26 protein-coding genes are annotated in these 24,531 nt (G+C 49.8%); 23 read left to right on the top strand and 3 right to left on the bottom strand.

Annotated elements, in window-relative coordinates; genetic code table 11:
- The first annotated feature begins 29 nt into the window (after positions 1 to 29).
- The 5 genes from ACFVU8_RS28125 (at position 30) to ACFVU8_RS28105 (ending at position 6,313) form a co-directional block, all read left to right on the top strand.
- Complete coding sequence (locus ACFVU8_RS28125; RefSeq protein ID WP_387431836.1) at positions 30 to 827, top strand: alpha/beta fold hydrolase; 798 nt, start codon at positions 30 to 32, stop codon at positions 825 to 827.
- A gap of 216 nt (positions 828 to 1,043) precedes the next feature.
- Positions 1,044 to 1,718, top strand: a complete 675-nt coding sequence (locus ACFVU8_RS28120) for a DUF6483 family protein (protein WP_379469103.1) — start codon at positions 1,044 to 1,046, stop codon at positions 1,716 to 1,718.
- Entirely contained in the window at positions 1,687 to 2,040 is a 354-nt protein-coding gene (locus ACFVU8_RS28115; RefSeq protein ID WP_387431834.1) for a PhzF family phenazine biosynthesis protein, read from the top strand. Before ACFVU8_RS28120 ends, ACFVU8_RS28115 begins: the two co-directional genes overlap by 32 nt.
- Positions 2,041 to 2,117: 77 nt before the next feature.
- Positions 2,118 to 3,299 carry a class I SAM-dependent methyltransferase gene (locus ACFVU8_RS28110; protein ID WP_387431832.1) on the top strand — a complete coding sequence of 394 codons (1,182 nt, stop codon included), beginning with the start codon at positions 2,118 to 2,120 and terminating at the stop codon, positions 3,297 to 3,299.
- A gap of 884 nt (positions 3,300 to 4,183) precedes the next feature.
- Positions 4,184 to 6,313, top strand: coding sequence for an O-antigen ligase family protein (locus ACFVU8_RS28105; protein WP_387431831.1), 2,130 nt, complete (start codon positions 4,184 to 4,186; stop codon positions 6,311 to 6,313).
- 286 nt (positions 6,314 to 6,599) lie between these two features.
- On the opposite strand, the gene ACFVU8_RS28100 is transcribed toward ACFVU8_RS28105, so the two are convergent.
- Positions 6,600 to 7,253, bottom strand: coding sequence for an SdpI family protein (locus tag ACFVU8_RS28100; RefSeq protein ID WP_387431828.1), 654 nt, complete (start codon positions 7,251 to 7,253; stop codon positions 6,600 to 6,602).
- The gene (locus ACFVU8_RS28095) at positions 7,250 to 7,588 is read right to left on the bottom strand and encodes an autorepressor SdpR family transcription factor (RefSeq protein WP_066365830.1); all 339 of its coding nucleotides are present in this window, start codon (positions 7,586 to 7,588) and stop codon (positions 7,250 to 7,252) included. The genes ACFVU8_RS28100 and ACFVU8_RS28095 overlap by 4 nt, the downstream gene beginning before the upstream one ends.
- Before the next feature lie 260 nt (positions 7,589 to 7,848).
- Between ACFVU8_RS28095 and uptA the strand changes: the two genes are divergently transcribed.
- The 17 genes from uptA (at position 7,849) to ACFVU8_RS28010 (ending at position 22,584) form a co-directional block, all read left to right on the top strand.
- Positions 7,849 to 8,466 (top strand): undecaprenyl phosphate transporter UptA, encoded by a 618-nt coding sequence (gene uptA, locus ACFVU8_RS28090; protein ID WP_175371715.1) that lies wholly within the window; start codon positions 7,849 to 7,851, stop codon positions 8,464 to 8,466.
- Positions 8,463 to 9,029: a thioredoxin family protein gene (locus ACFVU8_RS28085; RefSeq protein WP_379469116.1), complete on the top strand. Its 567-nt coding sequence runs from the start codon at positions 8,463 to 8,465 to the stop codon at positions 9,027 to 9,029. The genes uptA and ACFVU8_RS28085 overlap by 4 nt, the downstream gene beginning before the upstream one ends.
- A 5-nt stretch (positions 9,030 to 9,034) precedes the next feature.
- Positions 9,035 to 9,664, top strand: a complete 630-nt coding sequence (locus ACFVU8_RS28080) for an MBL fold metallo-hydrolase (protein WP_379469119.1) — start codon at positions 9,035 to 9,037, stop codon at positions 9,662 to 9,664.
- 615 nt (positions 9,665 to 10,279) lie between these two features.
- Positions 10,280 to 10,813: an RNA polymerase sigma factor SigY gene (sigY, locus tag ACFVU8_RS28075; protein WP_379469121.1), complete on the top strand. Its 534-nt coding sequence runs from the start codon at positions 10,280 to 10,282 to the stop codon at positions 10,811 to 10,813.
- Positions 10,806 to 11,132 carry a YxlC family protein gene (locus tag ACFVU8_RS28070; RefSeq protein ID WP_387431826.1) on the top strand — a complete coding sequence of 109 codons (327 nt, stop codon included), beginning with the start codon at positions 10,806 to 10,808 and terminating at the stop codon, positions 11,130 to 11,132. The genes sigY and ACFVU8_RS28070 overlap by 8 nt, the downstream gene beginning before the upstream one ends.
- Positions 11,129 to 11,347, top strand: a complete 219-nt coding sequence (locus ACFVU8_RS28065; RefSeq protein ID WP_379469125.1) for a hypothetical protein — start codon at positions 11,129 to 11,131, stop codon at positions 11,345 to 11,347. The genes ACFVU8_RS28070 and ACFVU8_RS28065 overlap by 4 nt, the downstream gene beginning before the upstream one ends.
- A gap of 20 nt (positions 11,348 to 11,367) precedes the next feature.
- Positions 11,368 to 11,559, top strand: coding sequence for a PLD nuclease N-terminal domain-containing protein (locus tag ACFVU8_RS28060; protein ID WP_379469127.1), 192 nt, complete (start codon positions 11,368 to 11,370; stop codon positions 11,557 to 11,559).
- A complete protein-coding gene (locus tag ACFVU8_RS28055) occupies positions 11,559 to 12,476 on the top strand; it encodes an ABC transporter ATP-binding protein (protein WP_387431823.1) in 918 nt (305 codons plus the stop codon). Before ACFVU8_RS28060 ends, ACFVU8_RS28055 begins: the two co-directional genes overlap by 1 nt.
- Complete coding sequence (locus ACFVU8_RS28050) at positions 12,473 to 13,249, top strand: ABC transporter permease (protein ID WP_387431821.1); 777 nt, start codon at positions 12,473 to 12,475, stop codon at positions 13,247 to 13,249. The genes ACFVU8_RS28055 and ACFVU8_RS28050 overlap by 4 nt, the downstream gene beginning before the upstream one ends.
- Before the next feature lie 161 nt (positions 13,250 to 13,410).
- Positions 13,411 to 13,794, top strand: a complete 384-nt coding sequence (locus tag ACFVU8_RS28045; protein WP_175371706.1) for an ATPase — start codon at positions 13,411 to 13,413, stop codon at positions 13,792 to 13,794.
- A gap of 135 nt (positions 13,795 to 13,929) precedes the next feature.
- Positions 13,930 to 14,217, top strand: a complete 288-nt coding sequence (gene gatC, locus ACFVU8_RS28040) for an Asp-tRNA(Asn)/Glu-tRNA(Gln) amidotransferase subunit GatC (RefSeq protein ID WP_379469133.1) — start codon at positions 13,930 to 13,932, stop codon at positions 14,215 to 14,217.
- A 29-nt stretch (positions 14,218 to 14,246) separates the two neighbouring features.
- A complete protein-coding gene (gene gatA / locus ACFVU8_RS28035; RefSeq protein ID WP_066365774.1) occupies positions 14,247 to 15,704 on the top strand; it encodes an Asp-tRNA(Asn)/Glu-tRNA(Gln) amidotransferase subunit GatA in 1,458 nt (485 codons plus the stop codon).
- A 308-nt stretch (positions 15,705 to 16,012) separates the two neighbouring features.
- Positions 16,013 to 17,446, top strand: coding sequence for an Asp-tRNA(Asn)/Glu-tRNA(Gln) amidotransferase subunit GatB (gene gatB, locus ACFVU8_RS28030; RefSeq protein ID WP_379469136.1), 1,434 nt, complete (start codon positions 16,013 to 16,015; stop codon positions 17,444 to 17,446).
- A 94-nt stretch (positions 17,447 to 17,540) separates the two neighbouring features.
- Complete coding sequence (locus ACFVU8_RS28025) at positions 17,541 to 18,008, top strand: GNAT family N-acetyltransferase (RefSeq protein ID WP_387431819.1); 468 nt, start codon at positions 17,541 to 17,543, stop codon at positions 18,006 to 18,008.
- Positions 18,009 to 18,047: 39 nt separating this feature from the next.
- On the top strand, positions 18,048 to 19,940 hold the full coding sequence (locus ACFVU8_RS28020; RefSeq protein ID WP_387431817.1) for a DUF4097 family beta strand repeat-containing protein: 1,893 nt from the start codon (positions 18,048 to 18,050) through the stop codon (positions 19,938 to 19,940).
- Between the two features lie 125 nt (positions 19,941 to 20,065).
- Complete coding sequence (perR, locus tag ACFVU8_RS28015; RefSeq protein ID WP_066365765.1) at positions 20,066 to 20,503, top strand: peroxide-responsive transcriptional repressor PerR; 438 nt, start codon at positions 20,066 to 20,068, stop codon at positions 20,501 to 20,503.
- Between the two features lie 359 nt (positions 20,504 to 20,862).
- Complete coding sequence (locus ACFVU8_RS28010) at positions 20,863 to 22,584, top strand: glycosyl hydrolase family 18 protein (protein WP_387431814.1); 1,722 nt, start codon at positions 20,863 to 20,865, stop codon at positions 22,582 to 22,584.
- Positions 22,585 to 22,687: 103 nt separating this feature from the next.
- On the opposite strand, the gene ACFVU8_RS28005 is transcribed toward ACFVU8_RS28010, so the two are convergent.
- Positions 22,688 to 23,056 carry a DUF2614 family zinc ribbon-containing protein gene (locus ACFVU8_RS28005; RefSeq protein ID WP_175371701.1) on the bottom strand — a complete coding sequence of 123 codons (369 nt, stop codon included), beginning with the start codon at positions 23,054 to 23,056 and terminating at the stop codon, positions 22,688 to 22,690.
- Positions 23,057 to 23,194: 138 nt separating this feature from the next.
- On the opposite strand from ACFVU8_RS28005, the gene ACFVU8_RS28000 reads away from it, so the two are divergent.
- Positions 23,195 to 24,073, top strand: a complete 879-nt coding sequence (locus ACFVU8_RS28000) for a nucleotidyltransferase-like protein (protein ID WP_379469192.1) — start codon at positions 23,195 to 23,197, stop codon at positions 24,071 to 24,073.
- Positions 24,074 to 24,531: the final 458 nt, after the last annotated feature.

The following is a 24,531-nucleotide window of genomic DNA, read 5'->3' as shown; positions in this document are numbered from 1 at the left end:
AATCTTCTACATAGAAAGAAGGAGCAGCCATGGAAAAAGTTCGTTGTGAAGGAAGCACGATCTGCTACAGTGATCAGGGTAAGGGCGAAGCCATTGTATTGCTGCACGGATTTTGCGGCAGCGCTGAATATTGGGAGAAGGTGATCCCCCGTCTTAGCAGCAGCTATCGTGTCATCGCGCCTGACCTGCGTGGACATGGTGAATCGGATGCTCCGCTTGGGGCGTACACAATTGAGAGTATGGCCGACGATGTGCTTGGGCTGTTGGACGCTCTGGAATTATCCAAGGTGACGCTGCTTGGCCATTCGCTCGGCGGCTATGTTGCGCTGTCCTTTGTCCAGCGTTATGCATCCCGTTTGACTGGTTTTGGACTGATCCATTCGACAGCCTACCCGGATACCGATGAGGCGAAGGAGAAACGGCTGAAGAGTGTCAGCACCATTCAAAATGAAGGAATTCATGTGTTTGTAGATGGACTTGTACCAGGTCTATTCGCACCAGGTACAGTAGAGTCTTCACCGCATCTGCTGGAGCGGGCGAAGGAAATCGGCTACAGAACACCTCCGCAAGGAGCCGCGGGAGTCGCTCTCGCGATGCGCGAGCGGCCGGACCGCCGGGATGTACTCTCGGCCAGCGAGCTGCCTGTTCTACTGGTGGCCGGTGCGGAAGATAAGTTGGTTCCTGCGGAGCGAACCTTCACATCGGACAAGGCGAACGTCACTCAGGCTACCATTGCAGGTGTGGGCCATATGAGTATGATGGAAGACCCCGAAAGGTTGGCGGAGATCATCGGGGACTTTGTGGACAAGGCTGTAGCTACAAATTAATGTCTGATCTCCAAGAGAGTAAAGAGGCAGCACTCCCAGGTTTGCGGGATGCTGCCTCTTTGCCGTTCTTGCGGAGCAGCCGTTTGGCTCAGCGTTTTTTGTCAAGCCGCTTTCCATCGTTTAAGATGGAAGCAGAAGCACACAGCTGGACAGGAAGAGGAAGTCGCAGCAGGGAGTTTTTATCCGCAGCCGCGGCAATAGAAAGGAGTGCAGGATATGTTCCGGAGAGATTATATTGTCCGCATGATTGAGGATATGACAGCGATGGTAGCAAAGGTCCTTACGCTGAAGCAGGAACGAAAGACGACGGAAGCCTTATGGGAAGTCGATGAATTACTGAACAGGCATTTCCGGCTCAACTCCCGCCTTTTAAATTCATTGTCTGTGGAGGACGTCATTGAGATGTTCCGGTTGGGCGGTATCATTGAATCCGATAAACTTCAGGGGGTAGCCAGGCTGCTCAAAGAGGAGGGCGGCATCTACACGGCAGCAGGCAACAAGGAAGAAGCACTGTTCCGGTCGATGCGGGCATTGCATCTGTACTTATACGCCGATCTGAATGGGGCCGACCGGAGTCTTCTGTCTATGACGGAGGAAATCGATGAGCTGCTGCAGGAGGTTCAGGGATACCGGGTTCCGGCCAAAACAGAGCGGTTGTTGCTCCCCTATCTGGAATCACAGGGCCGTTATAGCAAAGCGGAGGACAGTCTGTACCGGCTGCGGGAGCAGGGGGAGGATGTAGCCGTTGAAGGGAAGGCATTGTATGAACGGCTGCTGCTAAAGGCCCCCGAAGAACTGGAGAAGGGACAACTGCCCCTTGATGAAGTCAAGCAAGGGCTACAGGAGTGGAACCAACTGGTTGCCCGGGAAAAGGAATGGGAACTGCAATGAGCCTGCCTTTGCCCTGCTGGCTGGACTTGCTGCAAGGGCTGTTTCGGTAACAGCTGAGAGGAACGAAGAAGGTATCGATTTCGTCTCGCGTTTCTTTGCACCTAAAGTCGGGGTGAACGAAGATCCTGTAACCGGCTCTGCACATACCGCACTCGGTCCTTATTGGGACGCTAGATTGAACCGTCCCCTCTTAAGTGCCTATCAGGCCTCTCCGCGTGGCGGTCATCTGCTGCTAGATGTCGGCACAGAAACGATAACCCTAACAGGTCATGCCATCACAATACTCAAAGGCCAGCTGCAAGTGGAGACGGTTTGTTTATAACCAGTATTGTTATGACATGCTATAATAGATGAACTGTCAGGAGAACATAGTTCTCCATTTTTAATTCCGAAAGTGAGATGTGCCCTGTGGAATCTTTAAAAGCTCTTATTGACCAAGTGATCAGTGACCGCACATTAATTACGGCGACGCTGAGTCAACTGCGAAGCAAAGGCGAAGTCGCCTACAACAAGGTGGTAATCAAGCCTGTTGAGTTAAAAGGCAAGCTGCATTATCAGTTCGCCTACTATATTGGACCAAAGGTGGAGCATCGCAACATTCCGGCCGAAGAGGCTGCCGAAGAGATGACTCTACTACTTAGAGACACCTTCCGCCAAGGGCTGATCTGCACCATTGAAGCCGATTATCAAGTACTGATCAGCAAGAAATACAAAGTCTCCATTCTGACGAAGTCCCCAACCAAGAAGGAGACGCCTGATCTGGCCCACAACCGCCGCAAGCGATACGTCCTGGAGGACGGGAAGCCGGTACCATTTCTGGTGGAGCTGGGGATCATGAACAGTGAAGGCAAGGTTTTGGCGAAAAAATATGACAAGTTCCGGCAGATCAATCGCTTCCTGGAGATGGTGGAGGATGTACTCGCTGATCTGCCAACCGGACGCCCGCTAACGATCGTGGATTTTGGCTGCGGCAAATCATATTTGACCTTCGCACTATATCATTATTTGAAGGTGCGCGAGAAGCGGGAGCTGAACATTGTCGGACTGGACCTGAAGGTCGATGTTATCGCACATTGTAGCGAGCTTGCCGCAAAACTTGGATACGATCAGCTTCGTTTCCTGGTGGGCGATATCGCCAAGTACGACGAGCTGGAACAAGTTGATATGGTTGTTACACTCCATGCCTGTGATACCGCTACAGATGCTGCGCTTGAAAAAGCGGTTCGCTGGGGCGCTTCAGTCATCCTTTCTGTACCTTGCTGCCAGCATGAATTATTCGCACAGGTCGAGAATGAAGTGCTGAATCCGTTGCTGTCGCACGGTATTCTGAAGGAACGCTTCTCCGCACTGGCGACAGATGCCATTCGTGCCAAGCTGCTGGACCTTCTCGGCTACCGGAGCCAGCTTTTGGAGTTTATCGATCTGGAGCATACGCCGAAGAACATCCTGATCCGTGCTGTCCGCAGCGCTGGAGGCGATAACGCCGCCAAATGGCGTGAGTATACCGCCTTCCGTGATTTTCTGGGCGCCAAGCCCTATCTGGAACGCGCTTGTGCAGATCTGCTGCCGACGGAGGCATAGGGAAATAGTGGCCTCAAAAGTCCACACTGTTCTGCAATGACGGACTTTCCGTATGCTCAAACCATAAGTTCCAACGATATCGCGCTGAAAATGGACGATTCCAAATGTATCGCAGTTGTTGGGACTAACTTGAAAATGAAATGACCTCCGAATCCACACTTAAGTGGAGGAAGAGGTCATTTTTTTGTAGCCAATTTCCGGCTGAACGTTGTAATCATTACTTGCCGAAAGAACCTCATGAAACAGATTCATGAAAACAACTTCACCAGAACAACTGCATCAAAACAACTGAATCAAACTACTTCATGGAATTAACCATTCATTTGGTTAAGGCTAATGAATGGGGGCTAACGGACCGTATAGCCGTTATTTGCCGCTATAAAGTTGTTTTGGAGATGTAGTGGACTCAGAAGACGCTATTTCCTTCCAAACAGCGGTATTCGGACAATATTTCTTGCCATAGCGCCTTTGGAGTCCGTTAGCTTCCTGAATCGATGGATATATAGACAATAAGGTCTCTGGAGTCCGTTCCTTGACGAAGCAAGCACTGATTATGAGAAGAATCCCAGATTCCATCCCAAAAATCTATCGAATATAAAATTTATATCGAAAGGATTGCGATATCCCTTTTGTATAAAAGCCAGGCTGGGAATACTGGTTAGCATCATGAAGTACAGGGGATTATCCAAGTGATTAATCATCAACACAAAAATTCAGTGCAAACCACTTTCTACTATTTGTGCGCGGGAATGGTCTTGGTGGCCGGGACAGCAGCATGTTTGCTGCGAGGATTTTTTTTCACACGAGAAATCCATCTCTTTCTGACAATATGGTTTGTGTTATGCGGCTTGCTTCTTTCACTGAAGTTAGTGCTGCTAAGGAGTGTGGGGAGCAGAGCCAATAATGAGGCAATGATCTACATTGTGCTTCTCGCGCCTATTGTTATCCTTTGCCTGTACGGCATTCATTGGCTGCGAGGTCCGCTGTCGGCACAGGCCAACTTTGATGAAATGTGGCGCTGGGCGCTATACGGTAGTTTTGCCCTGATTGCCTATAGCAGCGCGGGCAGCAAGGGTGCTGCCCGGCTTCTGCGTGCAAGCTGGCATGGACTTGGCGTGACTCTGTGTCTTAGTGCGTTGCTCCCACTTTGTACTGGTTTGACGCTCGCCTTTAATGTAGCTTACACCAGTGCCCCGGATGTCAGTGTGACAGGCGCACGGCTCGCCGGACTGCTGCAATATCCCAACACGTTCGGCGCGGTCATGGCGGTTTTTCTGCTGGAGCGGCTATTTGCAGTCGCGGGTGGTTATGGCAGTGCAGGGAGCGGAGCCGCGCTGCAGCGTGGGTCGCGGCTATTTTCTCATGCGGTCAAGCTGCTGCGTCAGCAGCGGCTATTTTCGTATGCTTCCAAGTTGCGGTGTCAGCTGCCGCTATTCCTGCATGCCACCAGGCTATTGCGCAAGTTGCCGCTATTTCCTCACGCGGCCAAGCTGCAGTGTCAGCAGCGGCTATTCTCGTATGCCGCCAAGTTGCAGCGCCAACTGTCGCTATTCCCATATGCAGCCAGGCTGCTGCGCCAGCTGCCGCTATTTCCGTACGCCGCCGCGCTGCTGCTCAGCGAGTCGCGCGGCGCATGGCTGGCGGCGGCTTGCGCCTGCGCCGCCGTTCTGGCATTGAAGCGGCGGCTGATCGCGCCGCTTCTGCTTACAGGCGCCGCGCCCGTGGCCTGTGCGGCGCTGTTCTACCGCCAACTGGCCGCTGCCGGCCTGGCGGTAAAGCCCTTGCCCGGCCTGCTGTTGCTGGCCGGGTGCTGGGCCGGCGCTGTGCTAGCCGGCCTGTGGCTGGAGCGCCGCTGGCACAGCACGGCGCAGCGCTCCCGGGCCGCGCTGCTGGCACTCGCGGCCGCGGGCTGGACGGCGGGGGGCACCGCCGTCCTGACGTACATGATCGCGCGTATCACCACCGGACCGTCGTCCACGGTCGCCGCGCGCGGCCTGTTGTACCGCGATGCCCTGCGACTCGCGGGGGAAGCGCCCTGGCTGGGGCGCGGAGGCGGAACCTGGCGCAATATGTATCTCGCCATTCAGTCCCGTCCCTATGTTGGCAGCCAGACCCATAACGGCTACCTTGATCTGCTGCTGAATCTGGGCGGGGTCGGTCTGGCAGTAGTTCTGGTCCTGCTGCTGGCAACGGCATGTTCTTTAAGAGCGACACCGCATCTGTTGGCACCGTTCCTGGTCCTTGTTCTGCATAGTGCCGTTGATTTTGACTGGAGCTATGGCATGGTCTGGCTGCTGCTGTTCTGGTTGCCGGCGTTGGCTGTTTCCTCAAGAGAAGAACCGGTAGCTTCGCTGCGCCCAACATTATACAGCCCGATCCGAAGGCATTCCGGCTGGATAGCAGGAGGATTAGTATGTAGTCTGTTCTTGATGCTAGGGCTCAGTTCATTCCGTGCAGACCGGGGAGCATTATTATATCGTGCAGCGTTTTACGCTCCTAGCCCTGCGGAGAAGGTAAGGTTGTTGGAACAATCCATGAACTGGAATCCGCGCTCTACCGAGACACGGCTTGAGCTTTCAAGGCTGGTGCCAGACCGGCAGCGCGAAGCGCTATTGCGGACCGGCCTTCGGGAATCGCCATACCACGCTGGTCTGAACTGGGAAATGGCAGAGCTATATATGGAGAAAAACCAGCCAGAAGCTGCGGTCTATTGGATTCGCAAAGCCCTGCGGAGTGATACTTATAACTACTTCAAATGGACTAAGGCTATGGAAGGAATATGGGAGTTGGGCCGTAACAAATTTCAGACCGGGGATAAAGAAGACGCTGTGCGGATCGCTGCCATCGGTATGGAATTACTGCAACAATACAGGTTTCTTGAATTGCACAGTGAGGGAAAGGGGAATGACCGACATTTCCGAATGACTGAACGAGCTGAAGTGGCAGGTCAGAAGCTGCAATGGCTGGCGACAAAAAGGCAGCAGGTCGCTCGGAAGAACCCTCCGAACCCGTAGCCGCCGCCCAGTTTAGCACGAACGCTCTGATTTTTTTTGATACAAAAAAAGCAGCAACAATCCCTAAAGGGTAGGCGTATAATGCCACACCCTAGACTGCTGCTGCTTTGAACTATTACCCTGAGATACGACGATCTAATGACTGAACGTAAGGCCCGGTCGTTACTAGGATGAACGCCTGAACTTCTAGCCGCCTATTGTCTCCAGCGTCCATGAGATTATACCGCACATGTGGATAGAATTCAGAGAGCGCTGGGTCGAATTCGCGCGCAATCTCAATCCAATACTAGACCTTTAACCGCTGTGCTATCATCCACGAATAAGCGACCGGAATGAGGGTAGTCAACACCAAAGCTGTCACAATCACTACCGTGTTCCATATTCCCCCTGTAAATATAGCTCCAATCATCAGCAGTCCGCCAATTACCCAGAGACCGCCTGCCAAACGATGCGTTTTGCGCCACACCTCGGGATTATGCAGGGTCCATGGGGTACGTAGGCCAATGAAGTAGTTGTCTTTGACCTGAGGCATATAATTTCCAATAATGATAAACAGAATTCCAATTGCACCAATAGCAATTTTGCCTACAGGAAGATTGATGTTGAGCCCATACATGATGACCAGGACAAAAATAAAGTCGAACAGCAGGGCCATGGCCAGACGTGTCATGGCATAGGCATTTTCGAATTTTGCATAGTTTTCTCTTCGCGGATCAATGCTTCGTGTCAAATGCATTAGCAGTGGCATAAGCAAACCAAGCAACCCGAGGCAGGCAATCGCCGAATCCTTACTCCAATACCGGTTAACCTCTCCCGTAACCCCGAATTGGGCCGGAAGCTGGTCCGGCAGAGCATTGTAATTGAATAACGCAAAACCAAGTGAGGCTAGACCCAACACTACAATAAGCGTATCCTGCCATTTCCATTTGATCTTTCTCATCTTTCATCCTCCTTAGTTGCATGGTTACTTTCGCTTGCTTTCTGGAGTGTGCCTGAAGTTTGTGTACTATCCTGCTTGCCCGTCCCCGTCATCTCCAGCAGCCAGCCGACAACCTCATCGAGAACAGTGGTGTTCAGCGTGTATAGAATGAACTGGCCCTGGCGCTCATCCTGCACAAGCCCGGCATGTTTAAGGGCGTTCAGATGATGCGAGATACTTGGCTTCGAGACGTTAAAATAATCGGCTATCTCACCGGCGGTCCTGTTCTTCTCCCGCAACAGACGGATAATTTGGCGGCGGGTAGGATCGGCCAGTGCTTTAAAAGATTCATTCATGTCTATCCGACCCTTCGATATTTAAATAATTATCTAAATATATAATAGCGATATTTTTCCTGTTTTGTCAATGACCCTGTCGTCTATTTTGCGAGATGCACTGGGGAGGTCCACAATGTGTTCTGGAGATTCATTTTCCTGTAAGTAGAAGTTGTATCCTTCCATATGCTAGAATAGGCTAAGAGAAGACTGGCTACATAGAGCATAGCGATGCAGTGAGCCCTGCCGCCTATGCAAATAAAGGGAGGAGGAGCGCCAACATGCATGTTATCTCTGATCTGATCTCGAATCTTTTTGAATGGATTCAGAGCCTTGGCTACTTCGGGATTATGATCGGATTAATGATGGAAGTAATTCCAAGTGAAATTGTTCTGGCTTATGGAGGCTATCTGGTTTGGACGGGAGATATTAATTACTTTGGTGCAGTAGTATTCGGAACCATCGGCGGCGTTATTGCCCAGATTTTCGTATACTGGATCGGCCGTTACGGCGGCAGACCTGTACTGGAGAAGTACGGAAAGTACATTTTTATCTCCAAAAAGCACATTGATCACTCCGAGGAGTGGTTCAACAAATATGGGACAGGCGTTATTTTCACAGCCCGGTTCATTCCGGTTGTACGCCATGCCATATCCGTACCTGCCGGAATCACCCGGATGCCACTGGGCAAGTTCACATTTCTGACCACACTGGCCGTTATCCCATGGAGTGCATTATTTGTATACTTGGGTATGACGCTAGGCGATAAGTGGAAGAACATTGATGAAGTCGCTGCGAAGTATACTCATGAAATTATTCTAGGTGCTATTGCCCTTATTGTTATTTATTTTGTATTCAAGTGGTACCAATCCAAGAAGAAGAGAGGGAATGCAGCATGAAGCAAAATGTAGCTCCTAAATTTGGTCAGGGACTCACGCCCCGTCAATTCGTAGAGGGTATGACCCGCAATCAGCAGGATTTCGAAGCCTGGTATGAGAAGTTTGCCTGGGAAGACGAGAGCGACCGGGAATTTTTCGAGAGCCTGAATCACCGCGATGATTTGCGTGTAATCATTCTGGCAGCGGATTGGTGCGGCGATGTTGTGCGCAATGTTCCTGCCGTGTTCCGTATTCTTGAAACCGCGGGAATCAAGACCGAAGTACTCATTTTAGAGGAAAATCAGGACTTGATGGACAACTTCCTGACCATGGGCGGTCGTTCGGTGCCAATCGTTATCTTCGCTGATACAGGCGGCTATGTACTTGGTCATTGGGGACCTCGTCCTGAGCATGTACAACGTCTGATGAGAGAGTTCAAACAGGAAAATCCTGACCGAGAAGCTGCTGACTATGACAGCAAAATCGGGGACGTTCGCAAGGCAATGGGTCAAGCCTACGGGGAAGGAACGGAATCCCACGCGATTATCGCCAAAGAGCTGCGTGGCCTGATTTCCGGCTTCTAAAAGTTATGCTTAATATTCGTTCATTTACACTTGGCCCGCTTCAGACCAACGCATATCTGCTCACAGGAGCTGATCCAGCACGGGGTATCATTATCGATCCCGGCATGAATCCTGCAGCACTGGTACGAAGCATCGAGGGGATAGAGATTGAGGCGATCTTGCTGACACATGCCCATTTTGACCATATGGGCGGTGTGGATGAAATCCGCAAGCTGAAGAACTGTCCTGTCTATCTGCACCCGCTGGAGAGTCAGTGGCTGGAGAATCCCAAGCTGAATGGTTCCTTGATGTGGCCGAATCTGTCCGCTCCTTTAACCACAGCTCCGGCAGAATATGATCTTGGTGAAGGTCAGGTTCTGGACTTAATTGGACATACCTTCCGAGTCTTCCATACCCCAGGCCATTCTCCCGGCAGCGTAAGCTTCCTGTGTGGAGATGATCTGTTCTCCGGTGATGTGCTGTTCAAGCTTGGAGTAGGGCGTACCGATCTAACTGGTGGCCGGGAACGTGATTTGTTTGATTCCATTCGGGGCAAGCTGTACCGGCTGGATGGAGAGGTCAAGGTATATCCGGGTCACGGCTCAAGGACAACAATCGGGTTTGAGCGCGAGAACAATCCCTACGTATCTTTATAAGTCTATCGGTCCAGAAGTACCGACAAAAATCGGGGAAATACAGATGGACAAGAGAATACAAATTTGCTACAATATTGTTAATTAAATGTAATATTTACCTCGCGAAGCACGCAGACTGTGGAATAATCCCGGTTTGCGTGCTTTTTTTGTCTACATATGGGTTTGAATTTGAGTTACATGGTAGGGAGGACTTGAATTGAAGGATGATATTTCGGGGCACTTGGACTACGGATCCCCCAGATCTCAAGGTACATACGAGCACTTTTGCAGCAAGAACTGCCGCTTTTTTTCGGAGTGTCCGGAGAAAGGCGGCTTTTGTTCATTCATGGAGTACAGACAGAATGTAGGGGGAGAAGAGGCTGCTGTTACGCCGGGGAATTTGGTCAGGGAGGTCTGTTTGAGCAGGAGCTACGAAAGCGCCCAAGGGGGAAACATAACGGATCGTCGTCGAGGGAGAGAAACGTTATTTTGGTGTTTTCCTGCCGGGAAAGGCTCGATCCAGCCTTGGCGCCGCAGGCTTTGGGAGTACCAGAATAAATTATGAGTCGCTGATTGAACGATCTATCCTCGATAATCGTATTATATTTGCTAACAACTTTTATGGAGGAGGGGACCATGGACGATCTAATGAAGGAAAGGGTACGGCAGGCTCAGCAGGGTGATGTTTCATCACTAGCGGGGCTTCTCCGTGAACATTATACCTTTCTGTACAAATATTTGATCAAAGTGACCATGGACCCTTCGCAGGCGGAGGAGATTTCCCAGGATACCATGGTCAGATGCATGGAAAAAATCCGGACCTACAATGGCTCCTCATCTTTTTCCTCCTGGCTGATTACTATTGCGACCCGGCTTTATATTGACCGGAAACGACGCTGGAAGCGTGAGGAGCGATGGAAGCGGCAGGAACAGGGTATCCGCTCCATCCGCTGGCAGTTTGAGAGCAAGGATGAGGAATGGAGCGACGTACTGGATGCGTTATCAAGGCTACCTTCCGCTCAGAGGATAGCGGTTCTGCTGAAGCATTATTACGGTTACAGCTATGAGGAGATCGGAGAGATTTTGCAGATTCCTGCTGGCACAGCCAAATCACGGGTAGCTTATGGCCTGAATCAATTACGAAAGGAGCTGAGAGAAGACAATGAATAAGAATGACGAGCAGGAGGCGTTATTGCACAAACTTACTAGGGAGATGGATCGTCTGGATGCGCAGTATGATATTCCCCCTCCATCCCTTAGAGCGCTGGAATCTTTAATTGTGGCAGAGGAGCAGTCTAGACGAAAGAAGGCTCGCAAGGAGAGGCTGTTATTCTGTATCGTCTCAGTGATTCTGCTCAGCTCTACATTAGCTTTACTTGGTTACGTGCCAGTAATCTATCTGACCCTTCAAGGAATTATACCGTTAGCCGCATTAGTAGGTCTGACGGTATCACGCTTCCGGCGGTGCAAAGAAGGTGCCAGGGAATGAACGAGCTGCAGGATGTGCCGCTATGGATATGGATCGTTGTGGCCGTTTGTTTATTTTTGCAAGGGAACTTGTTGTTTCGGGATGCAAAGCGAAGAGGCAAGAAGGCCTGGTTCTGGGGATTATGGGGGATTACCGGGATTCCCACGCCCACGGTTGTTTATCTGCTGTTCGTTATTTTGCCTGAATCCAGAAGACGAGGAGCCAATAGAGAGTAACCATGCAGGAGGGTGAGGTTATGGAGAAAGTGAATTGGGGGCTTATACTACCGCTTGTGGTGCTGCAAGTCCTGCTTGCGGTCATCGGTTTAATTTCACTTTGGAAGGCAGAGAGTGTGCGGGGACCCAAATGGCTCTGGATCATCATTATTGTAGCCGGGAATTTATTGGGAAGTGTAGCTTATTTCACGGTCGGTAGGAGGGATGTGTGATGCAGCCGTTGCTTCAAGTCTCGAATTTGCGCAAAAGCTACGGCAGCCACCTCTCTGTGGGTGGGATCAGCTTTGAGATTACCCAAGGAAGCTGTGTTGCACTGCTCGGACCCAATGGTGCCGGGAAAACAACGACGCTGCGCATGATAGCCGGACTGCTCCCGCCATCAGCGGGAAGCATCGCCTTCACAGGGAGTTACCAAGGAGGAGATTTTCGGCGGGAACTGGGATATCTGCCCCAGTCACCAGCTTTTTATGGCTGGATGAGCGGTCAGGAATACGTTGCTTTTGCCGCCAAGCTCAGTGGAATGAACGGGAAGGAAGCTGTAGGCAAGGCTAAGACCGCTTTGGAACGGGTGGGGCTGAAAGCTGCCGCACGCCGCCGCATCGCCGGGTACTCTGGCGGGATGAAGCAGCGTTTGGGATTGGCACAGGCGCTTGTGCACCGGCCCCGTCTACTGCTGCTAGACGAGCCGGTATCGGCGCTTGACCCCATTGGTCGACGGGAGGTCATGGAATTGCTGCGTGAGATTCGGAAAGAGACAACCATCGTTTTTTCCACGCATGTGCTTCACGACGCAGAAGAAGTATGCGATGAGATTATAGTGATGAAGGATGGATTGATTGCAGAGCAGGGAGCATTGTCCGTGCTGCGTTCCAAGTACAGTCAGCCAGTGATTACGGTTCGTACGGAGAAGAATGCAGAGGCTATCCAGTGGTTAAACTCCGTTGGCGCCAAGCCCTTTATATTGGAGGCACGGCTTAATGGAGAACATGCTGTGTTCAATGTGGACAATTTGGAGCAAGCACGTCATACCATTCTGAAGGAAGCCGCCGCTTCTAACATCCCTCTTCTGCAATTCGAAGCAGGTTCTTCCACGCTTGAGGATATGTTCATGAAGGTGGTCGGGGGATGAGAAATACATGGATTGTTTATCAAAAAGAAATGCTGGAAGCAGCCCGGACTTATAAACTAATCTGGATACCTGTGGTCTTTATTCTGCTGGGAGCTATGCAGCCTATAATAACCTACTATATGCCGGAAATTTTGCAGGCAGCGAACAATGTTCCTCAAGGAATACTTGAAGGGTATATCATGCCAAATGCAGCAGCGGTGATGTCCCAGGCGCTGGGGCAATACAGCTCAATCGGAATCCTGGTGCTGGTACTGGCGGCAATGAACAGCTTGTCCGGAGAGCGTTACAACGGTAGCGCTGAACTTGTGTTATCCAGACCTTTGTCACCTGCTGGATTTGTAATTGCTAAGTGGGCGGGGTTGTTTACGATACTGTTTCTTGCATTAGGCTTGGGTGTAGCTAGTGCACTCTATTATACGGAGCAATTGATAGGTTCTCTTCCCTGGATGGATGTCGTAGCTGCAGCCGCACTCTATGGAATATGGCTGTTGTGCGCTCTTTCGCTCACTTTGCTATTCAGTGCTTTTTTGCGTGCGCCTGCCGCTGCATTCCTGTCACTTCTGTCGTCCGCGGGAATGGCACTTGCCGACAGCCTGATGCCGTCATGGTTCCATTGGACACCAGCAGCCCTCCCCGGATTGTCTGCCAGGCTTCTTTCCGAAGGGAGAGAAGCTGCCGGGGTGAACTTAAGCCCTTGTCTGTCGGCAGCGCTGCTCATTCTCTTTTGCTTGGCCGGGGCTTCTACGCTAATGGGCAGGAATAAATTACCGTAATGAGAGGGATGATACTGCAGCCGCGACTTTTTGCCAATCCCGAAGCATATTATGGAAAAAAGCTTGTGTGCTTCCTCCTTCCGCTAGACAGCTCTATTATTTTTTAGTAGACTGTTGAAATAAGCAAAATCATCATAGATTTTGAGCCAGGAGGTAGGGCGATGCTGCGTTTAGGAGAGAAGATTGTCATTGTCGCGGACGCTTTCGAGCAGGGTCTTCCTATCGGGGACTACGGCTACCTGATTGCTTACGATCGCAATCCCGATAATGCGTTTGATTATGTCATTCGAGTTCCCCAGGCGAACCGGAATTTTTATGTTCCGGCAGAAGATATTGAAGCAGAGGAAGTTTTGCTGACCGTCGAAGCCGAGCGGGCAACGCATGAAGCGTTGATCGATTATGCCTTGTCCACGCATAATGAGAAGCTGTTCCATTATTTAATGAACGGCGATGCAACCGATGCGGAAGAGATAGAGACCACAACCAAAGAGAGTCTGTCCCAGGCGGAATTCATTAAGCAAGTGAATCTCCGGGCTTGGATTTAAGAAGGGCCGGCGCAAGCCGGCTTTTTTAACATGCCTGAGGCATAGTACAAGCACATTGAATTGTCCAAGCTTCTACAATATAATTAAAAACGTTATCCGGGCGCTTTAGCCCTTTAATCAGGAGGGATGTTTATTATGAGCATTACTGTCAAAGATGTGCAGCATGTGGCCAAGCTGGCTCGCCTGCAGTTAAGCCCGGAAGAAGAGGCAACCTTTACCGAACAAATGAATGCCATTTTACAATATGCAGAGAAACTGAATGAGCTTAACACAGAAAATGTAAAGCCAACCACTCACGTGCTTCAGGTAAGCAATGTCATGCGCGACGATGTTGTGAAGGACAGCTTGTCTCAGGAAGAGGCGCTGCTTAACGCGCCAGATCAGGAAGACGGACAATTCAAGGTACCAGCGGTACTGGAATAACTACACCTATTTAAGAAGGAGGAAGAATCTTGAGCCTGTTTCAATATCGATTGCCAGAAGTACATAACATGCTTAACAACAAGGAGATTTCTGTCAGTGAGTTGACTGAAGAATCGTTGTCCGCCATCGCTGAGCGGGATGCGCGCGTGCATGCTTTTTTGACGTTAAATGAAGAGGGCGCACGTGCTGCGGCACGCTCTCTGGATGACAAACTTGCCTCGGGGGCGGCACGCGGTCTGCTGTTCGGCCTTCCTGCAGGAATTAAGGACAACATTTCTACCAAGGGATTGCGTACGACTTGTGCCAGCCAATTCCTGACCAATTTCCAACCGGTCTATGATGCTACGGTAGCTGACAAACTGCGTCAGGCTGACGCTGTAACCATCGGCAAGCTGAATATGGACGAGTTCGCTATGGGCGGCTCCAATGAGAACTCAAGCTTTGGTCCCGTGCGCAATCCGTGGGATCTTGAGCGTGTTCCCGGCGGCTCCAGTGGCGGTTCCGCTGCTGCTGTGGCAGCTGGCGAAGTTTTCTTCGCGCTGGGCTCCGACACTGGTGGTTCCATCCGCCAACCCGCTTCTTATTGCGGTGTAGTGGGTCTTAAGCCGACCTATGGCCTCGTATCCCGGTACGGCTTGGTGGCTTTCGCTTCCTCGCTGGATCAGATTGGCCCTATTACTCGCAATGTGGAGGATTCCGCATATGTACTGCAAGCTATCGCTGGCTATGATGCCAAGGATTCCACATCCGCTAAAGTGGATATTCCTGATTATTTGAGCTCGCTTACTGGCGATGTATCCGGACTGCGTATTGCAGTACCGAAGGAGTATCTGGGTGAAGGCGTTGATGCTTCTGTTCGCGAGCCGGTTTTGGCAGCACTTAAAGTGCTGGAAAGCCTGGGAGCTACTTGGGATGAAGTATCCTTGCCGCATACCGAATATGCGGTTGCTACCTATTATTTGCTGGCTTCGTCGGAGGCATCCTCCAACCTGGCCCGCTTTGACGGTGTCCGTTATGGCGTTCGTGCGGATGATGGCAGCGGCCTGCTAGATCTGTATCACAACTCCCGCAGTCTTGGCTTTGGGCCAGAAGTGAAGCGCCGGATCATGCTGGGCACCTATGCGCTCAGTTCAGGTTACTACGATGCTTATTATCTGAAAGCTCAGAAGGTAAGAACTCTGATTAAGCAGGACTTTGATGAAATCTTCCAGAAATACGATGTTGTGATCGGGCCGACTGCCCCTACAACAGCATTTAAACTGGGTTCGCAGACCGAAGATCCGCTGACTATGTACCTGAATGATATTTTGACTATTCCTGTAAGTCTGGCCGGTATTCCGGCTGTCAGCGTTCCTTGCGGTTTTGCTGAAGGACTCCCGGTAGGTCTGCAAATTATCGGTAAGGAATTTGACGAAAGCACTGTACTGCGTGTTGCTCACGCATTTGAACAGAATACAGATCATCACAAGCAACGTCCACAGCTCTAATACGGACTTTGAAGCTTACGCTCTGAAGCAAGTTTTGCACAAGATATCTATATAAATTGGACTTAAAAATATACAAGAAGGGAAAAGTGGCGTAGGGGAATTTTGGAACTGTAGGAGCGAGAGCGTCCGCCTTTGTCTGCGGATTTCTACCGCTAATAGCGGTTAAAATCAAGAAATCTGCAGACAACAGCGGCCGAAAGTCCAAACATTCTCTGGAGTCACGGCTCATCCCATAGTAGAAAAATCACAAGTTCAATCTATATAGTGAAGAATAGGCTCACAAAACTTTTAAGGGAATGAGATAACTTATGTCTAAATATGAAACGGTTATCGGACTGGAAGTCCATGTGGAGCTTCATACAAAGTCCAAAATCTTTTGCGGCTGCTCCACCGAATTCGGCGCTCCGCCTAACACGCACACATGTCCAGTCTGCCTGGGCCATCCCGGCGTCCTGCCGGTACTGAACCGCCAAGCGGTGGAATATGCAATGAAGGCCGCAATGGCGCTGAATTGCACCATTGGCGACGTTAGTAAATTTGACCGCAAAAACTATTTTTATCCCGATTCTCCGAAAGCTTATCAGATTTCCCAGTTCGATCAGCCGATCGGTCTGAACGGTTGGATTGATATTGAAGTGAACGGGGAGACCAAGCGGATTGGCATTACCCGACTGCATCTGGAGGAAGACGCCGGTAAGCTGACACACGTGGACGGCGGCTATGCTTCACTCGTCGATTTCAACCGGGTGGGTACGCCACTGATTGAAATTGTCTCTGAGCCGGAATTGAGATCACCGGAAGAAGCACGGGCTTATCTGGAAAAAATCCGGGCGATCATGCAATATTGCGATGTATCTGACGTGAAGATGGAAGAAGGCTCGATGCGTTGTGATGCGAATATCAGCTTGCGTCCGTACGGACAAGCTGAGTTTGGCATCCGGGCCGAGCTTAAGAACATGAACTCCTTCCGTGGTGTATTGCGCGGATTGGAGTACGAGGAATACCGTCAGGCGGAGATTCTCGACGACGGTGGTGTTGTTGTACAGGAGACGCGCCGCTGGGATGAAGCTCAAGGCAAAACTTTGTCCATGCGCGGTAAGGAAGAGGCGCATGATTACCGCTACTTCCCGGACCCGGATCTAATTGTTCTGCATATTGACGAGGAATGGAGAGAATCCATCCGTGTCGGTATTCCGGAGCTTCCCGATGCACGGAAAGCCCGTTACAGCGAGGAATTTGGACTCCCGGCTTATGATGCTGGTGTAATCACCTCATCCAAGCTGCTGGCTGATTTCTTCGAGGGAAGTTTGGCCTATACCCAGGATGCCAAGGCTGTAGCCAACTGGATCATGGGTGACTTGCTGGGTTATTTGAACAGCAACAATCTGGAGCTGTCTCAAGTGAAGATCACCCCTCAGGGTCTCGGCGAGATGATCGGCCTTATTGCGGGTGGAACCATCAGCAACAAGATTGCCAAGACCGTCTTTAAGGAAATGCTGGAATCCGGTAAACTGCCTGGAGCTATCGTTGAGGAGAAGGGTCTTGTGCAGATCAGCGATGAGGGAGCCATTAAAGGAATCGTTGAAGCCGTTGTTGCGGCCAATCCGCAGTCCGTGGAGGACTATAAAGCAGGCAAGCAAAAAGCGATCGGCTTCCTGGTTGGACAGGTAATGAAAGAAAGTAAAGGCAAAGCAAACCCGGGCCTTGTTAACAAATTGCTGGCTGAGGTTTTAGATAACTGATTTTCTGGTTGTGGGTAATATACTTGTAGCGATATATAACTTGGGGCTTGTCGGCAACGGCAGGCCCTTCGCGGCATATAAGGGGACGGCGGGAATGAATATAACAAGAATTGATCTTCAGGATGAGATGACCGTTGGTGATTTGTGGAGCCTTCAACACAAGGCATACCGTTTGGAGGCGGAGCTCATTGGATTTAATGAGATTCCTCCACTAATGGAGACGAGGGATATGCTTAGACAATCCCCGGAGATTTTTTACGGTTGTCATGACCACGCCAGTGAGTTGATGGGTGCAGTTGCTGTTGAAGAAGAATCACCCGGGAAGCTGACGATTACCCGGATGATGGTGAACCCGGGGCACTTTCGTAAGGGAGTTGCCGGTGCGCTCTTGGAATACGTATTTGAAAAATACAGTGAGATGGAGCAGTTCATCGTCTCCACTGGCAAACTGAACCTTCCTGCCGTTGCCTTGTACACCAAACATGGATTTGTTCAAGTGGGCGTGGAAGAAGTTGTGCCTGGTGTTGAACTGGTCGAGTTCTACCGGAGGGGTCACCTTTGAAGCAGGACAAGGCAATCTTGGAGAGAGGAGGAGCCAGGAATGACAGATAAGCCGGAGTTCGTTCCCGAAGAAGAGCAGAGCGAAATGGATGTGCAAGAGTCACTTCAGGATGAAGGTCAGCCTAAACGTATTCCGCCCCGGCCCAAACGGCGCAGACGCAAACGTAAATTTATTGCCGGCTTGCTGGCGGCGCTTATTCCCGGGTCCGGGCATATCTACTTTGGGCTGCTTCGCAAAGGGATATCTTTTATCTTTGCAATTCTTTTAGATATTTCTGCACTAATATATTTCTCATCAATAGGAATGCAGATTAATGTGCCGCTGCTGATCCTGCTGGGGTTATTGATCCCTGTGCTTTATTTCTATAATGTATACGACGTGCTGCAATCTGCAGATCGGATTTTGCGATTTCCAGTGGAACAAGACCCCGGAATTGCTCCTGTACCCTCCAAACGCCGGACCTTTGTTACTGAACCTGGCCTATCGTTTGGCCTGATGCTGTTATTCGGCGGGACGCTGCTCTTTCTTTTCCGGCAAAAGCCACCATGGATGCAGTATTTCATCGAGCATTACGTGGAGGTTGCAATCGCAATAGCTTTGTTAGGAGCTGGTTTGTTACTGGGGACTAGGGAGATTGCGAATGGAGCTGCTCTGCGGAGACGGAAGGAGCGCCGCAAGCGTCGCGTCGGAAGATATACAGCTGTTGTTCTGCTAATCAGTGTCGGCATCCTTCTTTTCCTAGACTGGAAAGAAGGGACCGACAGGATGCTGCTCCTGCTGAAGTGGTGGCCATTGATCCCTGTGCTTTGGGGAGTGGAGTACTTGCTGATATACGTTTTTGCCCGTCGTGTGAACGCAGACCATGCTGCAAGAGCGAAGCTTGATCTTAGAGGCCTGTTGTCTTCTATTGTACTGGCGGCGAGTGTCTTTCTTGTTGCGGAGCAGGAACATTATCTGCATTTATGGAACCGTGTGAGCCTCAATTTAACCGCAGCCGCCGTTGATTACGGGGAGGCTGAAGGGCGCAAATTTGAGAAGCCCACGCTAATTGTCCCGGTTGAACTTAGTACCGCGAAAATCTCAATAGACGGGATCAACGGAGATATCCTGCTGCACCGTGCCCCAGTGCAGAATATTGAGATCAATACTACCGTCTGGGTAGATCAATTAGAAGGTGCGGTGGCTGAAGCAATCTCCGAGCAGTCCTTTGTGGATGTGGTTGAAGGTCCCAATATCAAAATCACCCCCAAAGGCAAAGCTTACGGTGATTCAGGCAAACGTCAACCGCGAATGAATCTGGATATTTCGTTACCAGAGGACCGGCGGTTTGACGTCGAGGTCCGCACTATGAACGGTGGCATAACACTCCAGAATGTAGAAGCGATCAAGGACATTTCCCTGGAGACAGGTAACGGCCAATTGATTCTTCACCGAATCTACGGCGATGTTAAAGGGAAGACGCTGAATGGTGCGGTCCGTGCCAGAGCGGTGCAGGGTAGCGTGGATTTGACGACGAACGGTGGAGATATGAACGCCTGGGATGTGAACGGTGCCTTGAAGCTGTCGACAGTAGTTGGCAATGTCAGCGCCATGAACAGCAATGACAGCATTGATCTTTCCAGCAAGAACGGCAATCTGGAGATTGATGGTGCGCCTCTGAAGCTGCATGCCGAATCCCTGAATGGTGGTATTATTGTTCGTTCACCTTCCGTTGGTGGGGACTGGGATATTTACAGCGCAGTGGGTGACATCAGCTTATACCTCCCCGAGACAGGAGATTACAAACTGAGTGGTTCCAGTGGATACGGAGATATCATCTCGGATTTGCCGGGAATGGTTATAGACAAAAAAACAGTCTCTGGAGAATCGGGAATGGCAGAATTTAAGCTGCATGTAGAAGGAAACAGCAATCTAAATGTGAGGAAATATTGAATAAAGTAATTTTTCTTATATAATAATAAATATAATGTACAGACCACATTGACAATATTGAAAGAGCGGTCTTACAATTGTAAATATACTTTTACTGAAGTTTTAATTTAAAGGCGGTGGCAATTATGGGTAGTGGCGTACAACATGCATTGGAACAATTAAAGACAACCGGTGTCCGTATTACACCCCAGCGACATGCAATACTTACGTATTTGATGGAAGCGATGAATCATCCGACGGCGGACGATATTTATCGGGCGCTGGAGCCTAAGTTTCCAAGCATGAGCGTGGCAACCGTATATAATAATCTCAAAATGTTCATGGAAGCCGGTATGGTTCGTGAATTGACTTACGGCGATAATTCCAGCAGGTTCGACGCCAATGTCTCGGATCATTATCATGTGATCTGCCAGACATGCGGCAAGATAGAGGATTTCAGTTATCCGCCGCTTCATGATGTGGAACATCGTGCAGCAGAGGAGACGGGATTCAGAATTACGGGACTCCGTATGGAGCTTTATGGAGTATGTGAAGAGTGCAATGACAAGAAGATCCAGCAGTAGAATTACAAGCAGCTGAATAGTAAAAGGCGGGAAAGCATGGCACTTCGGATGATCCGGGAGACCTATGGCCTGTCTGTCCATGACGTGCGGAATCCGGTCAACGGAAGCTGCACGTTTTATTTTTTATAATTTTTTAAAAATATAAGGATATATATGTTTTCGCTATAAATCATCCTTAATATTTCTTTCTCCTGAAACGGATACCGTCCCTTAGAGGAAGGCAAACTGTTTCTACTTGCAGAATCAGGGATTTATTCCAGCGATTTTCGAAACAAAACAGGCATTTAGCGCGTATACTTAAAGTCGGTGTTAGCCGTATTTAACCTTAATTCAAAAATGTTATAGTTGGAGGATGCATCTTGGACAGAAGACATGGACAAAGACATGTTAAAAAACGCGGAAGCTTTTTTCGCCGCCTACTTGGGCTTTTAGTTATCGCAGCTGCAGCTTACTGGGTGGTCTTTTATATAATGCCGAACCGGCAGCATGTGGACCCGGACTGGAAGGGGCTGGAGAGACCTGTATTCGTCAAAGGAGAGCTGACCGGCTACTCCGCCACTGGAACGGGAGATGGCCTTCTTTTACCGCTGCCGCTGCTTCAGGAGTATGTAGATCCGTCTATCCGCTATGAAGCGGCTACGAAATCGGTGATCCTGTCTACAGGTAATGAACTTCTTTATATGCAGGAGAACACAACGGATGCCAGTCTCAATAACAAGCCCTTGCAGCTTCGGCTCGCGCCGGAAGTGAAGGGTGGTGTGACTTATCTGCCAACAGCAACGCTTGAGGATCTGTACGGGTTTGAAGTCCAGGAGGACAAGGATACCGGTGCGGTCTTGTTAATGAGTGCAGGAGAATCGGTTCCGCTTGGAAAAGTGAAGGGGGATGCCGGAGGCAAAACAGTTGCCTTGCGTACGGAAGCCTCGGTTCATGCGCCAATAGTAGCAGACATGCCTCCCGGAGCTCCAGTGAAAATCTGGAAAGAAGCCGAAGAGGGCTGGTTGTATGTGCAGCTGGACAGTGGCTATACGGGATATACCAAGACGGGCGACATTATCCCTGACGGTGATAAAACCGTAGAGGTGAAGCCAGTGACGCCTTCAAGGGCTGATCGTAGCTGGAAGGGCAAGCCTGTTAACCTCATCTGGGAAGCTGTCTACGAACGCAAGCCAGACCCGAACGCAATCGGCAAGCTGCCGGGTGTTAATGTAGTCAGTCCAACCTGGTTCCGGATTGTGGATACCGATGGGAATGTTCGCAGCCAGGCTGACAGCGCTTATGTGCAGTGGGCTCATGCTCAGGGAATGGAAGTATGGGGACTGCTTAGTAACAGCTTTGAGGCTGATCTGACAACACAAGCTTTGTCCACTTATGAGAAGCGGATGAGGACGATCGTGCAGATGCTGGAATATGCAGATCTGTACAATCTTGACGGGATTAACATTGACTTTGAGAATGTGTATACAAAGGACGGGGAGAACGTTACCCAGTTTATGCGCGAACTGAAGCCGATGGCGCAAGCCAAAAACCTCATCGTATCCATAGACGTCACCCCAAAATCGAACAGTGAAATGTGGTCGTTGTTCCTCGATCGTCGTTCCCTGGGTCCGCTTACGGATTTTCTGATCGTTATGGCGTATGATGAACATTGGGCAGCTAGTCCCAAAGCGGGATCTGTAGCTTCACTGCCATGGGTCAAGAAAGCGATGAATCGCATTATCGATGAAGATGAGGTACCTCCAGAGAAACTGATCCTTGGTGTGCCTCTGTATACACGGATCTGGACCGAGACTCCAGTGGATGGCAAGACGAAGGTCAGCTCCAAGGCAGTGAGCATGAATGCAGTGGACAAGATCATCAATGAGAAGAAGTTGAAGCCAACTTTTGATGAGAGTGCAGGGCAGAATTATGTAGAGTACAAGGAAGAAGGCGTTCTTCGCAAAATATGGATCGAGGATAAGACGTCGTTGAAGGCTAGAGTGGAGCTTGCCCAGTCCCTCGGACTTGGAGGCATTGGTTCTTGGAACCGTAGCTTTGCTAATCCGACGGCATGGGAAGCTTTACAGGGCATTCATAAGTAATGTTTTATAAAAATAATCTAAAAAGGGACTCCGGCTCAACGGAAGTCCCTTTTTCTATGCATATCTAGTTGGGAGTAACATTCAGATGGGGTTGCAAGCATTTCTAATTCTGGTTAAGCTGCTGTTGCTTAAGCTGTTCAGCAGTAATATTCGCCTGGTTTGGGTCCAGTGTGAGAATGGTGTGACAGAACATGCAGCGGTCGGTTTTGCCGAGCATTTTGGTGAACTTATGACATTCTGGGCATTCTACCTGCACAGCGCTTGTAGAGAGCATGCCAGCCCAGAAATAGATGGCCATACTGGCGACCATCGCAATTAAACCGATTACAAGTCCAATTCCGGCAAATACTTTACCGGCCGGGCCCCAGAATACAATACCAGCAGTCCCCAAAATCATTAGTCCCATTCCAAGCATTGTGAGCAGAAGTCCCCATGTACGGAAAGCGTTGATCTTGGCCGATTTGAATTTCATGAGTATTAACTCCTAACTAAATATAGTTCGGTTGACCAGAAGGAACTAACAGCGATATGTAGAATTACATTACTAAGTAAATTATACCTGAATTATAACTGAATTGACGCAAAATCGCCAAATTTGATGGAGGGAAGTATGGAACTGTCCAATTTGACTTTGTTAAGTGGAGAAACGTTTGATGATAGTGTTCTCGGCGCCGTGGCAATGCGGCGGAAGGGGAACGCTCCTTTTCAGAGTGCGCTGCTTCACGATTTTGATATGGTCGTGCTGATGCTGCATGAAGGGCAGGAGAAGGAACGTCTAATTAGCCAGACGATTGCGGGTGAGCGGCACACCCATTCTCTCCACGTAAGCTTGTCTGCTCTCGAACGGGCAGTTATGGCGGGGGATAACAATGAACTTCTTACTAGTTTGATGTCGGGAGAGGTAATCTGGGATCCGAAGGGCATTCTTGAGGACATGCGCAGGGAGATCGCTCAATTTACAGGGTCGCTAAAGGAACGGGTATTGTTTATGGAATTCGCCCGTTTTTTGCATATGTACGTGAAGGCCAAACGCTACCTGGAGGCCTCGTGTATTATGGATGCTTACAATTGTATATTGATGGCACTGTATCATTGGGCACGCATAGAAGTGAGCGAAAGTGGTTGTTTTCCCGAGCCGGCTGTATGGGATCAAGTTAAAAAGATGAACACACCGGTCCATAAGCTGTATGAAGAACTCACTGTAAGCACGGAGACGCTGGAACAAAGAGTGGAGCTGATCTTGTTAGCCTGTGATTTCTCAATCATGTCGAAGATGGTTGATTGTTGTAGTTTACTTCTCTCCATTCTGAAGAGCCGTAAAGAGCCATGGAGCATCGCAGAACTCCTTCAGCATTCAGGTCTAAAACCGCTGGAAGCCGAACTTCCGCTTGTTCTTCGTAAACTTGCCTCCCGTTCACTACTTCGAGAAATTACTTCCTGGGGTGAAGCTAATCCGGGGGAAGGTCATGCTGTTCGCTATACTGTATAGAGATAAGAAGAAACACGCTGGAACGATATACTATAGATAAAAGCTGTGGGTAGGGAGAGGCGGAGCACTCTCTTTTTTTGATTGTTGTAGCTTAGGAATGGGGATTGTGAAATAAATATAAATTTATAGTTGACTCATCGCATGAAGATGTGATAAATTATAACTCGTCCCTCTGAGACAGCGATTTGTTGGAAAACAATCGATGAACAACCTGAAAAAAGAAATTTAAAAAAAGGTTGACGAAAACGAGGACAACATGTTATAGTATAAGAGTTGCTGCTGAGACATTGAGCGGACAACGAGAACAGCTTGATCTTTGAAAACTGAACAACGAGTGAGTATCGAATTCACGAAAGTGAATTCAAAATGAGAATTTTTAATTCTCGTCAGATGTTTCAAAATGAGCAATCGCTCTTTCTAAATACCAATTTGGAGAGTTTGATCCTGGCTCAGGACGA

Source organism: Paenibacillus sp. NPDC058177, from assembly GCF_042883835.1.
In the GTDB taxonomy this organism is placed as follows: Bacteria; Bacillota; Bacilli; order Paenibacillales; family Paenibacillaceae; genus Paenibacillus_AQ; species Paenibacillus_AQ agri.
The sequence above is the reverse complement of the archived record's forward strand: the minus strand, read 5'-3'. Positions and strand labels throughout refer to the sequence as shown.